A 12,520-nucleotide genomic window follows, 5' to 3' on the forward strand; every position below is an offset into this window, starting at 1 on the left:
GTATGAATAAAATTATAGCACTACTTACTGTTTTCATTTGTTTCGCATGCGCGGAAAAAAATAAAGAAACGCAAAAAGATCTTTCGAAGCTTTCTTGGGAGGAAATTACGACGGAAGCAAACGGAAAAGCAGTAACCATGATGATGTGGAACGGCGATTCGAAGATCAACGATTACATGCAAAATTATGTGACCCCGAAGCTAAAAAAGGAACACAATATCGACTTAGAAATTGTGGGCGGACAAGGTCCTATTATTGTGCAATTGTTAATGACCGAATTGCAAGCTTCAAAAAACACGAGCGATGTAGATTTGGTTTGGATTAATGGCGAAACCTTTTTCCAACTTCGGCAAATAGATGGTTTGTACGGTCCTTGGACGTCACAAATCCCAAATGCCGCTTTGATCGATTTTGACAATCCGTTTATTGGGTTCGATTTTCAACAGGCGGTAAATGGATATGAGCTTCCGTGGGGAAATGTACAAATGACCCTTATTTACAATTCGGCTACAGTGAAGAATCCGCCAAAAACACGCGAAGAACTTTTAGCTTTTGCAAAGGAACACCCAGGTACGTTTACCTTCGATAATCACTTTACGGGGCTTACCTTCTTGAAAGCCTTACTCATTGATATTTCAGGGAATAGAGATGAATTATCTGGCGATTTTAATGAAGAGAAATACACCAAATACAGCGCACAACTTTGGGACTATATAAATGAGTTAAAGCCTTATTTATGGCGAAAAGGAGAAGTATTTCCTGAAAATGTGGCGCAAATGCATCAATTATTTGCAACGGGTGAATTGTTATTTACCATGAGTAATAACGACTCTGAAGTAGACAGTAAAACACTTGAAGGACTTTTCCCCGAAACATCGAAAGCGTATGTACCCGATTTTGGAACCATTCAGAATTCACATTACCTCGGAATCACAAAACTTTCAGGAGAGAAAGCAGCTGCGATGGTCGTTGCCAACACACTCGTTTCACCAGAAGCACAGCTTACAAAAATGACTCCGAATATTTGGGGTGACGGTACTGTTTTAGATGTACAGAAACTAACACCCGAACAAAGACAACAATTTGAAACTATTCCGTCTAGAACACGAGCTCCTAACAGAAAAGACATTCAGCATAAAGCATTGTTAGAGCTAAGTCCGGAGTATATGATCCGATTGGCAGAAGATTTCAGAAAAGAAATAATTGAGAACTAAAAAATGAGACAAAAACGAAGATATCGCAACTTCAGCAATTTGCTTTTTATAGCAATTGTCACCCTTCCTGTAGCTTCAGGATTGGTGTATGCGTTGTTGTATAGTCTTGGTTTTATCGGCCTTTTAAACAAAGGATTTACAACAGACGCTTGGGAAACCATTCTTCTTGGAAAACCCTTTTGGAGTTCGCTCGGATTTAGTTTTTACATCGCGATGGTCACCATAATCATCAGCTTGACCGTATCGCTGAGTATTGCCATTAGTTGGCGTAAAAACCTAAACAAAGGCGCGTTGAGTTCCTTAATTTATTTGCCGTTGTGCTTCCCAGGAACTGTCATGGCCTTTTTTAGCTATCAGACCTTATCAAAATCGGGATTGTTATCTAGAATAGGGTTTCAACTCGGTTGGATTGACGATTTGAGGATGTTTCCTAGTTGGATTAATGACGCCTACGGAATTGGAATTATTATCACTTCCGTTTTATTAATCACACCTTTCTTCATCATCTTATTTTCAAATTTATACACTTCGGAAAAAGTAGAAGAATATGTGCAATTGGCGAAAACATTTGGTGCTTCCAAGAGACAAGTGCTTTTAAAAGTAACCTTGCCCATCTTACTGAAAAAGGCTTCAGTTACCATTTACTTATTCATCATTTTTGTAATGGGAAGTTATGAAGTTCCGTTGTTGTTAGGACGTCAAGATCCGCAAATGATTTCCGTAGCGATTTTACAAAAAATTCAGAAATACAATTTATACGACATTCCAAAAGGATACGCCATGAGTGTTCTTTATGTGGTACTGGTAATTGGTGTACTGTTCATTCTATATCGAAAAAATAAAACCTTCTTTAAAACGGAAATGAAGCATTCATGAAAAGAATACTGCAATATATATTCATGATTTCTATCGGGTTTCCACTGGTTTTTTTACTAGTGCTTTCCTTAGGAAGACAGTGGCCCTACCCATCTGTTTTTCCGAAGCAAATGACCTTGGCAAATTGGGAGTTTATGCAAGAAAGTAGTTCCAAATTGTTTCAAACGTTTTTCACCTCACTAGGAATCTCATTAACGGTTGCTTTTTTAGTCACGGCACTCTGTTTTTTCGTCTCAAAACGCATTGCGTACAGCAAAAACCGAAACACGTATCTAGTCTTAGCGTATATTCCGTATTTACTTTCACCCGTAATCCTAGCGGTGATATTTCAGTATTATTTTAACATTGCGCAACTTACAGGAACTGCCTTAGGGGTAATTATTGCTCAGTTTTTAATTGCATTTCCTTTTGGAGTTATTATCTACCTTAATTTCTGGAATGAAAACCTAAAAGCGACAGAAGAATTAAGTTACACCCTTGGCGGAAGTACGTTTCAAACCTTTAAAAAAGTACTTTTCCCATTATCGAAAAATGCCATCCTATTGTGTTTTTTCCAAGTGTTTTTAATCTCTTGGTTTGAATACGGCTTGACCAACTTAATAGGAATCGGGAAGGTACGTACCCTCACCGTGAGTGTGTTCAATTTTGTGAATGAAGCCAATATCTTTTACGCAGCATTAGCTTGCTGTTTATTGGTTGTTCCTCCAATGATACTAGTCTATATAAATAAGAAGTTTATCTTTTTTGTTGAAAAAAACGAAGCATGAAGCCAATTTTAAACATACAAGATGTGAGTAAATCGTTTGGCAAGGAACAAATCTTGTCGCACATAGATCTTACATTAGAACAAAATACTGTGTTGAGTTTAGTAGGCTCTTCGGGTAGTGGAAAAACAACTTTACTGAAAATTATTGCCGGACTCGAAACACAAGACAGTGGCACTATTTACCTTCATGGTGAAGAAGTTAGCAACATGAAGCCACAACACAGAAATAGCATTTATTTATACCAAGAAGCCTTGCTTTTTCCACACTTGAATGTTTTTGAAAACATTGCCTTTGGTTTACGACTAAGAAAAACTCCAGAAGCCCTTTTAAAACAAAAAGTGACTGAAATGGTATCGTTTTTAGGAATGGAAACACACGCCACCAAGATGTCGCATCAGCTTTCGGGCGGACAACGACAGCGCGTTTCTTTTGGGAGAGCCATGATTATCGAGCCATCGTTATTGTTGCTCGATGAGCCTTTCGGCGCTTTAGACAGTGTAACGAGAGAGAAAATGCAGGTGCTTTTTAAAGATTTGGCAAAGCAGATGCAAATTTCAGCAGTGTTTGTAACGCACGATTTGAAAGAAGCCATTGTGATGGGTGACAGTATTGGAAAAATTACCAAAGGAGAATTAACACAATTTTCAGATTTAAAATCTTTTTATAACGACAAAGATTCTGGAATTAAGAAAGAAGTTGAATTCTGGAAACAGTTTAATTAGAGAACAATTATGACGCAAAATTTTAACCACATGCAATCCATTTATTGGGTATTCACTCAATTATGCAACGACGACTGCGATCATTGTTACAATGATTCTAGTCCCTTCGGAAAGCGAATTAGTGAAGCAGATTGTTTGGCTATAATCGACAATCTTCCCGATAAAATAGATCGCCTTATTTTAAGTGGTGGAGAACCCTTGGCAGACCGGAAATTGCTCCACGCTATTTTAGACAAATTGAAGGAGCGGTATCAAGGGAATATTCAAATAATGATTCAGACCAACGGTGATCTTTTAAATCCGGAAAGACTTCAAACCTTAATCGACAAAGGCGTTTCTCGTTTTGATATTGCGAGTATCGATCGCTATCATAAAAAAGCCGGTGGACGTCTTATGGAGCTTGCCGATATTTTTGAAAGTTGCGGCGTAATTGGAACTGAAAAAGACCCGTTAATTGAAGGCGGACACTACCTTGCCGAAAACCCACTGAGTTGGGGGTATTGGGGTGCAAGTGAAGACATGTGGTTGGGTGGAAACTGGGCACGAGGTAAAGCGATGAAGCACGATATCTGGTTAAAAGATCCAGAGCATAATTTTTGCACCATTTTAAGTGGTGCTCGTAACTTTTTAGGCGGGTATGAGGACATTCCGCAGGAAATTAGCATTCAACTTTGGCGTATCAATCCGTGCTGTCCTGGAACGCATTTCCCGATGGGCGATGCCCGTAAACAAAAAGTTTCCGAAGTATTAGAAAGAGCTTCAAAAAATGCTGTTTTTAAAATGCTAAACGAAGGGAATCCCTTAGAAATGGGACTTAGCCTTGGGGTTACGAAAGAGGAAGCAACAGCTAAAAATGAAGAACTTAAGAATATCTGCTTATATTGCGATCATTTTTTAAAGTGCCATAAAGATGAAATTTTTGACAAAAACGGTGTGTTAGCAAATGAAGTTTAATAGTAAATACAGTATAATTCTCGTGGTGTTATTTCCTTTCTTTGCTTCAGGGCAAAATACAATTAACGATGTGCTTCAAAAGTACAATACGAGAAGTATCCCCTATATTTCGGTAGAAGAATTGCGAATGCTTCAGTTACACGATACGATTCAAATTTTAGACGCTCGAGAGCCCGATGAGTTTCTGGTAAGTCATATTGCTTCAGCGATAAACGTAGGCTTCAATACATTTTCTTCCGAAGAAATTTCAGAAAAAATAACGGACAAAACTACACCAATCATTGTATATTGTTCGCTCGGAATTCGTTCCGAAGAAATTGGCGAAAAACTGAAAAAAGCAGGGTTTACCAATATAAAAAATCTCTACGGTGGTATTTTTGAATGGAAAAACAAAGAATTTCCCGTTTTAGACACAACAGGAATAGAAACTGAAAAAGTACACACCTTTTCCAAGCCTTGGAGTAAATGGCTTTTAAAGGGTGAAAAAGTTTATTAATGGCATTATTAGCAAATAAAAATACAGACGGAGAAGATCGTTTTACTACAGATTTTCATTTTCCAACTTCCAAAAAAGCATTACTAATTTTTACACGAAATCCTGAATTAGGAAAGTGCAAAACACGCTTAGCCGCTACTGTTGGTGATGAAAAGGCGCTCGAGATTTATGTTTTTTTACTGAAACATACTGTTGAAATCACAAAATCACTCGCCGTAGATAAATTTGTATTTTATTCTGAAAACGTTCAAAAAGAAGATCTTTGGGATGCTGAAATTTTCAGAAAGAAAGCACAATCGGGTGACGATTTAGGCTTCCGAATGGAAAATGCCTTTGCCGAAATGTTTCAAGCAGGCTATGAAAAAGTGATCGTTATTGGAAGTGATATGTACGACTTATCTAAAACCGATATCGACAATGCCTTTGATGCGTTAAACACCAATGATCTTGTAATAGGTCCTGCTGAAGATGGCGGGTACTATTTACTAGGAATGAAACAAGTACACAAGGCTGTCTTCAAAAATAAAATTTGGGGAACCAATACTATTCTAGAAGACACACTTAAAGATTTACAAAACAAAACTGTGGCAATGTTAGAAGAGCGTAATGATGTAGATTATTATGAAGACATTAAAGATATTGCTATATTTAAGCAGTTTATTAACTAACCAAGCATACCAAATTATTTTATGATAAATTACATTGAAGAATCTGCCAACTTCCTAAAGGAACGCGGTTTTGGAACACCAGAAATCGGAATCATTTTAGGTACCGGTCTTGGACAAATACTCGATAAAGTTGAAGTTGAAGCGGAAATGAGTTACAATCACATTCCTAACTTTCCAACAGCAACCGTCGAGTTTCACAAAGGAAAATTGATTTACGGGTCACTTTCAGGAAAAAAAGTAATTGTCATGCAAGGGCGTTTCCATTTGTATGAGGGCTACACTTTACAAGATGTAACATTCCCAGTTCGTGTAATGCGCGCATTAGGAATTGAAAAACTATTGGTAAGCAATGCTTCAGGAGCCATTAATAGTACCTTTAAAAAAGGGGAAATCATGTTGATTGACGACCATATTAATCTACAGGGAGGTTCTCCTTTAGGATTTAGAGGTGTTGAAAAAATGGGCGAACGTTTTGTAGATATGAGCGCGCCATACGACCCTACAATGAATAAACAACTTGAAGATATTGCTTCAGAAAATAATATAAAATTACACAAAGGGGTTTACGTAAGTGTTTTTGGCCCACAGCTAGAAACCAAAGCAGAATACCGCTATTTAAAAATAATTGGAGCCGATGCTGTGGGAATGAGTACCGTTCCCGAAATTATTGTTGCCAATCATTTAGGCCTTCCTGTCGCGGCATTGTCTGTATTAACCGACGAGTGTGATCCAGAACGCTTAAAACCGGTAAACATTGATGATATTATTGCACAGGCCAAAAAAGCAGAACCCAACATGATTACCCTATTTACTGAATTAATTGGTCAATTGTAATACCTATTGGGCGTAAAAACACGTTCCCAATAGTAGAAGCTATTTTAACGGATCTACCTTTCATTACCATAAAGGTACTTGCAGTTAAATAATTAAAAAAAATGTAATTTTAAAGTCCGTAGTGCGACTAGTACAACAGACTTTTTTTATGGACAAGTATTTAGACATATTTAGAACCTCTCATTCTGGCTACTGGAATTATTTAGTAAGCGAAGTAACTAGTTTTCATTGGGAGAATTATTTCTACGGACTTATTATTGTCTCTTTAGTTGTTTGGGGATTAGAACTTCTTTTTCCGTGGCGAAAAAACCAGAAAGTATTTCGAAAAGACTTTTGGCTGGATACATTTTATATGTTTTTCAATTTTTTTCTTCTGAATTTAATTGTTCTTATTTTTCTTTCCAACACGGCTGAAGCATTATTTAATGACGTATTAAGTCTCGTTAATTTAAACGTTTCAGATTTTGAACTTATAGACATAAATGCGTTACCATATGGGTTAGGGTTACTTGTGTTTTTTTTAGTTTCAGATTTTGTACAATGGAACACACACAGATTATTACACAGATTCCCTTTTCTGTGGAATTTTCACAAAGTACATCATTCCGTAAAAGAAATGGGCTTTGCCGCGCACTTGCGATACCACTGGATGGAACCGATTGTATATAAGTCACTTCTTTACATTCCTATTGCGATTATTGGAGGCTTTAATGCTGAAGATGTAGCGATTGTCCACTTTTTTGCCTTAACGGTCGGACATCTTAACCATGCAAATTTAGGGTGGGATTATGGCGTATTACGCTACGTATTAAACAATCCTAAAATGCACATCTGGCATCACGCTAAAGAACTCCCAGAGCATACCAAATACGGTGTTAATTATGGAATTTCATTAAGCATTTGGGATTATCTTTTCAAAACCGACCACGTCCCTTACAACGGACGCGATATCGAATTAGGTTTTGAAAATGACGAAACATTTCCACACGATTTTATACATCAGGAATTATACCCATTAAAAACCAAGGAGTAATTCCTTTCGTATATATTAATACTTAATAAAAATACAATGAATTACTTATTAAAAACAGTAGCTGTTATCACGGCTGCATTTGTATTTCAAAGTTGCAATCTTCTTTCTGCCGCAGGCGTAAGCAGTCAAGGACAACCTACAAAATCTGTAAAAGGAGAATTGACTTCAACAACAGCGAATTCTAGCGTAAATTTAGACCATTCGAAATGGGATGCTTTACTCAAAGAATATGTCGATAGTAAAGGACTTGTTAATTATAAAGGTTTTGTCAAAAATCAGGAGGAACTGTCGAAGTACCTAACGTTTCTATCGTCTCAAAACCCTACAGACCAATGGAGTGTACAAGAGTTATTGGCATACTATATTAACTTATACAACGCATACACGGTTCAATTAATCGTGACAAATTATCCTACCAAAACCATTAAAGATATTGATGGTAATTGGACCAAAGGCTTTGTTCCTGTCGGTTCTAAAAATTTATCCCTTGGAGGAATTGAAAACGGAATTCTTCGAAAAATGGACGAACCTCGCATTCACTTCGCAATAAACTGTGCTTCTATTTCGTGTCCAAACTTATTAAATGAAGCTTTTACAGCTTCAAAAATAAACGAACAGTTAGATCGTGCTACAAAGCAATTTATTAATAGTGACAAAAACGATATTGATGCTAAAAACCCGAAATTGTCTTCCATTTTTGATTGGTATCAAAAAGATTTTAAGGTAAATGGAAGCCAAGATGTGATAGGCTATATTAATCAGTACTCTTCAGAAAAAATAAATAAAGACGCTGTCATTACCTATAAAAACTACGATTGGAATCTAAATGAGCAAAATTAATTTGTAAGTTTAACCTATGATAACCATTGTAATTCCAGTTTTAAACGAATCTAAATCTATTAACGATTTATTAATTCATATAACTGAAAATGCTTCCGAAAAGAACATTACTGATATTCTTGTTATTGATGGTGGAAGTACAGATGCAACGCGTTCTATTGTTGCCGAATGTATTGAGACGACTGCATTTCCCATTCGGTTGCTGTTTTCAGAAAAAGGGCGCGCTAAACAAATGAATACAGGAGCTCGTGCTGCCAAAGGAAGTGTTTTATACTTTTTACATGCCGATTCATTTCCTCCAAACAACTTTGACACCGATATCCTTTCCGAAGTAGCAAAAGGAAACTTAGCAGGCTGTTTTTCTATGAAATTCGACAGTACACATTGGTGGTTAAAACTGGTAGGTTGGTTTACAAAATTTAGCTGGAGAGCATGCCGAGGCGGTGATCAGAGTCAGTTTATTACCAAAAATCTATTTACAGAAATCGGCGGATTTGACGAAAATTATGGCATTTACGAAGACAACATTTTAATCAATGAATTGTATGCCAGAAACGAGTTTACTGTCATCCCAAAACGACTTACGACGTCGGCGCGATTGTACCATGAAAAAGGGGTTTGGAATATTCAGTATCATTTTTTAGTAATCTACTTTAAAAAATGGATGGGTGCCGATGCTACCGAATTACAAACGTATTATTGTGCTAAGGTTCGTGGAACTAAAAAAAATTCAAAAAGAAGTATCTCCAACGTGTTTTCAGACAAGTAAGCTTAGAAGAGCTTAGTTATTTCCATACATTTTAGTAATCGTTGCTTCAACAGGCTTGTTTTGTGGCGTAAATTGGCTGTTATTTATTCCACCAACTTCTGGGTGTGCTATAAACCATTTCCATAAAAAACCACCTGCAAACCACGACTCATTCCACACCTTATCAAACAACCCTTGCGTTAAATTGACTTGCGCTTCTAGATTCACATCTTTCATTTCACGATCGCTTACCCAAGGTTCTTTTCCAGCAAAATCGACACTTCGATAGCCGTATTCCGTAAAAATAATTTGCTTTTGTTCTTTTTCAGAAAAAAGCTTCAGTTCATCTTTCCATGGCTTCCAACCTGCTTTGGCATCTTCTAATGTCGGTGTTTTCTGATCTGAAATTGGAAAATACGCGTCCACTCCAATATAATCTAACTTGTTCCAAAAAGGAACGCGTTTGTACTCATCCCAATTGGCTGCATAGGTTAGTTTTCCTTTGTAAATCAATCTAATTTCAGCAATAAGTGTTTCCCAAAAAGCCGGGCGATGCATCACAAATTGTTCTAATTCGGTTCCAATACAGAATAAATCTACTTCAGCTTCCGCAGCCATTGCAGCGTATTCCAGTATAAAATTGCGATACGAATCTTCTAATAATTTCCAGTTTTCTTCCGAAGTCATTTTTAAATAGCCCGTAAATTCACCGCGCCACACCCAAATTTGAGGCTTTACCAGTACTTTTATGTTGTTTTTATGCAACAACTCGATGTATTGTTTGGCACCATTACGAGTTTCACCAAACCACTGCCGATCTGTGTTAAATATAATTTCAGGATGTTCTAAGGTCTTTATAAAACCAAAAGGCATAATAGCCGCATAATTCGTATGAATATTTAACACCGGAGTGATATGGTGCTGTTGAATCGTATCGCGAGAAGCTACAAAACTAATCCCATTCATTTTTCGGGGAGTTTCTTCTTTTTTAGCCTCGCCTTGTGCGCAACTATAAAAAAATGGAAGACAAAAAAGTGGTAGAAGAAAACGGAATTTCAAAAGCATAATCCTTTCAATTTTTACTGAAAAATACAACAATTACAGAAGGGTTAGCCTAATTAGTTTTGAGCGTTCAGTTTCCAATTGTACGGATAGTAAGTAACAGATGCAGTTACAGGTACTTTCTGATTTCGATAGGTATTTAAAAAATCGATTTCGGTCTGTCCGTTTCCCACAAAATCTTCTTTATACCATTTAAATATTTCTGAAAAAGCCACCGAACCTTCCGTCACTTTTATAAAAGTGGGATTGTTTAATGCAATTTCTGTTTGGTGTTGTAACTGCGCTTCTACCTTTGAAGGTGTATACGCTTCAGAAAGTAACGGCGGACACCCTTTTGCGCCACAAACCAATACAAAATGAAATCGTGGATCTTTAAAAACCGCTCGTAACTTTTTATTTTCAATATCGTTCAGTGTGATTTCAGTACCGCCCAAACTATAGGTTTTTGTGTCGAAAAACCCTTTGGTATCGAGTGGCGATGCAGTAGGATACACGTCTATAATTCCTTTAATCACAGCTAAATTATAAGCGTTGATCCAAAATGCTTGGTATTGTTTTGCTTCGGAAGCTGCTACCTTAGTGTTTTTAGCTATTTCTAATATTGAAAGTAAGTCTTCAGGATGCTTATGTATTTTATCGTACGCTACGTTTCCTTCTGAAACATACGTGGCGAAGAACGTGTCTGCTTTGTCAAGAAATGAAGTAAGCGATTGCGAAAAACTTTCCGAAGAAAAAAGAACAACAAAAACGAAAATAACTGAAAATTTAAAGCGCATAGGAGTAATTTATATTGCTTAGGTCGGACGATTGTGTATTAAACTTACAAAAGAAGTATAATAGATATTCGCTTCAAAAGACCCGAAATACTTAAAGTTTCCAAAATAATTTCTATAAAAAAGCGATTTCACTGTAATGTTAGTAACTTTAAGTGCGACAGACTTAGCAACCACATCAATTTATGGAACACATAGTTATTATTGGTAACGGAATATCGGGCGTTACAGCTGCGAGGCATATTCGGAAACTTTCAGACAAAAAAATTACAATTATCTCTGCGGAAACTGATCATTTCTTTTCGCGTACCGCGCTCATGTACATTTATATGGGACATATGAAGTATGAGCATACCAAACCGTATGAAGATTATTTCTGGAAAAAGAACCGAATAGAATTAAGACGCGGTTTTGTAGAAAAGGTCCATACCGATAAAAAAGAAGTTCAGTTTAGCGACAACACAACACTAGCGTACGACAAACTTATTATTGCGGCAGGTTCTAAATCGAATAAATTTGGATGGCCTGGACAGGATCTTAATGGCGTTCAAGGGTTGTACTCAAAGCAAGACTTAGATGCGTTAGAACAAAACGCACCCAATAATAAAATCTGTAAAAGAGCGGTGATTGTAGGTGGCGGATTGATAGGTATCGAGTTTGCCGAAATGTTGAGCACTCGTAATATTCCTGTTACTTTTCTAGTTAGAGAAAATAGCTTTTGGAACGGTGTTCTTCCGAAAGGCGAAAGTGAACTATTGAACCGTCATATAAAAAGTCATCACATTGATTTACGGCTTTCAACCAATTTAAAAGAAATTCTTTCCGACGACAACGAAAAAGTAAGAGCAGTCGTTATTGAAGAAACGGGTGAGGAACTACCATGTGATGTTGTTGGGCTTACCGCAGGGGTAACTCCCAATATTGATTTTTTAAAAGACAGTGGTATTGAACTTGGAAGAGGCGTAAAAGTAAATCGCTTTTTAGAAACAAATGTAGATTCTGTGTACGCAATTGGCGACTGTGCCGAACAACACGAACCCATTGGAAATCGCCGTCCTATTGAAGCCGTTTGGTACACAGGGAGAATGATGGGCGAAACATTAGCACAAACTATTTGTGGCAACAAACTCGAATACAAACCTGGACATTGGTTTAACAGCGCCAAGTTTTTTGACATCGAATACCAAACCTATGGCTGGGTATTTAGTGAAAGAAGCAAAAAAGATACAGAAGCACATTTTCATTGGAAACATCCCGATGACAAAAAGTGCATTACGATAGCTTACCATAAAGACTCTAAACTATTTTTAGGGATTAATACCTTCGGAATACGAATGCGACACGAAGTATTTGACCGTTGGCTTTCAGAAAAAAGAGGTCTCGATTATGTTATTGAACATCTCCCAGAAGCAAACTTTGACCCAGAATTTTACAGAAGCTTTGAAAAAGATATTTTAAAAGCTTTTCATTCTGAAACTGAAGTTACTGCCCATTAAAACAGTAACTAGTAATTGAGTCTTTATTCTAATTTAC

At 37.0% G+C, this 12,520-nt stretch carries 14 protein-coding genes; 12 read left to right on the forward strand and 2 right to left on the reverse strand.

Annotated features, from left to right (window positions below; translation table 11 throughout):
• The first annotated feature begins 2 nt into the window (after nucleotides 1-2).
• The 11 genes from BLQ00_RS01840 to BLQ00_RS01890 all read left to right on the forward strand — a co-directional run bounded on the left by BLQ00_RS01840 (nucleotide 3) and on the right by BLQ00_RS01890 (nucleotide 9,173).
• Entirely contained in the window at nucleotides 3-1,214 is a 1,212-nt protein-coding gene (locus BLQ00_RS01840; protein WP_093139738.1) for an ABC transporter substrate-binding protein, read from the forward strand.
• A gap of 3 nt (nucleotides 1,215-1,217) precedes the next feature.
• Nucleotides 1,218-2,090 (forward strand): ABC transporter permease, encoded by an 873-nt coding sequence (locus BLQ00_RS01845; protein ID WP_093139740.1) that lies wholly within the window; start codon nucleotides 1,218-1,220, stop codon nucleotides 2,088-2,090.
• Entirely contained in the window at nucleotides 2,087-2,857 is a 771-nt protein-coding gene (locus BLQ00_RS01850; RefSeq protein WP_093139741.1) for an ABC transporter permease, read from the forward strand. The genes BLQ00_RS01845 and BLQ00_RS01850 overlap by 4 nt, the downstream gene beginning before the upstream one ends.
• Complete coding sequence (locus BLQ00_RS01855) at nucleotides 2,854-3,579, forward strand: ABC transporter ATP-binding protein (RefSeq protein ID WP_093139743.1); 726 nt, start codon at nucleotides 2,854-2,856, stop codon at nucleotides 3,577-3,579. Before BLQ00_RS01850 ends, BLQ00_RS01855 begins: the two co-directional genes overlap by 4 nt.
• A gap of 30 nt (nucleotides 3,580-3,609) precedes the next feature.
• Nucleotides 3,610-4,533: a radical SAM protein gene (locus tag BLQ00_RS01860; protein WP_217629416.1), complete on the forward strand. Its 924-nt coding sequence runs from the start codon at nucleotides 3,610-3,612 to the stop codon at nucleotides 4,531-4,533.
• Nucleotides 4,523-5,029, forward strand: coding sequence for a rhodanese-like domain-containing protein (locus BLQ00_RS01865; RefSeq protein WP_093139747.1), 507 nt, complete (start codon nucleotides 4,523-4,525; stop codon nucleotides 5,027-5,029). Before BLQ00_RS01860 ends, BLQ00_RS01865 begins: the two co-directional genes overlap by 11 nt.
• Nucleotides 5,029-5,697 (forward strand): TIGR04282 family arsenosugar biosynthesis glycosyltransferase, encoded by a 669-nt coding sequence (locus BLQ00_RS01870; RefSeq protein WP_093139749.1) that lies wholly within the window; start codon nucleotides 5,029-5,031, stop codon nucleotides 5,695-5,697. The genes BLQ00_RS01865 and BLQ00_RS01870 overlap by 1 nt, the downstream gene beginning before the upstream one ends.
• Before the next feature lie 21 nt (nucleotides 5,698-5,718).
• A complete protein-coding gene (locus tag BLQ00_RS01875) occupies nucleotides 5,719-6,531 on the forward strand; it encodes a purine-nucleoside phosphorylase (RefSeq protein ID WP_093139752.1) in 813 nt (270 codons plus the stop codon).
• Nucleotides 6,532-6,679: 148 nt separating this feature from the next.
• On the forward strand, nucleotides 6,680-7,564 hold the full coding sequence (locus tag BLQ00_RS01880) for a sterol desaturase family protein (protein WP_093139754.1): 885 nt from the start codon (nucleotides 6,680-6,682) through the stop codon (nucleotides 7,562-7,564).
• A 36-nt stretch (nucleotides 7,565-7,600) separates the two neighbouring features.
• Nucleotides 7,601-8,404: a DUF547 domain-containing protein gene (locus tag BLQ00_RS01885; protein WP_093139757.1), complete on the forward strand. Its 804-nt coding sequence runs from the start codon at nucleotides 7,601-7,603 to the stop codon at nucleotides 8,402-8,404.
• Nucleotides 8,405-8,420: 16 nt separating this feature from the next.
• Entirely contained in the window at nucleotides 8,421-9,173 is a 753-nt protein-coding gene (locus tag BLQ00_RS01890; protein WP_093139760.1) for a TIGR04283 family arsenosugar biosynthesis glycosyltransferase, read from the forward strand.
• A 12-nt stretch (nucleotides 9,174-9,185) separates the two neighbouring features.
• On the opposite strand, the gene BLQ00_RS01895 is transcribed toward BLQ00_RS01890, so the two are convergent.
• Complete coding sequence (locus tag BLQ00_RS01895; protein WP_229792582.1) at nucleotides 9,186-10,118, reverse strand: glycoside hydrolase family 113; 933 nt, start codon at nucleotides 10,116-10,118, stop codon at nucleotides 9,186-9,188.
• Nucleotides 10,119-10,270: 152 nt separating this feature from the next.
• Nucleotides 10,271-10,990, reverse strand: coding sequence for a DUF547 domain-containing protein (locus BLQ00_RS01900; protein ID WP_093139765.1), 720 nt, complete (start codon nucleotides 10,988-10,990; stop codon nucleotides 10,271-10,273).
• Between the two features lie 182 nt (nucleotides 10,991-11,172).
• Between BLQ00_RS01900 and BLQ00_RS01905 the strand changes: the two genes are divergently transcribed.
• Nucleotides 11,173-12,483 (forward strand): NAD(P)/FAD-dependent oxidoreductase, encoded by a 1,311-nt coding sequence (locus BLQ00_RS01905; RefSeq protein WP_093139768.1) that lies wholly within the window; start codon nucleotides 11,173-11,175, stop codon nucleotides 12,481-12,483.
• The last annotated feature ends 37 nt before the right edge of the window (nucleotides 12,484-12,520 follow it).

Source organism: Ulvibacter litoralis (assembly GCF_900102055.1).
GTDB classification, from domain to species: Bacteria; Bacteroidota; Bacteroidia; order Flavobacteriales; family Flavobacteriaceae; genus Ulvibacter; species Ulvibacter litoralis.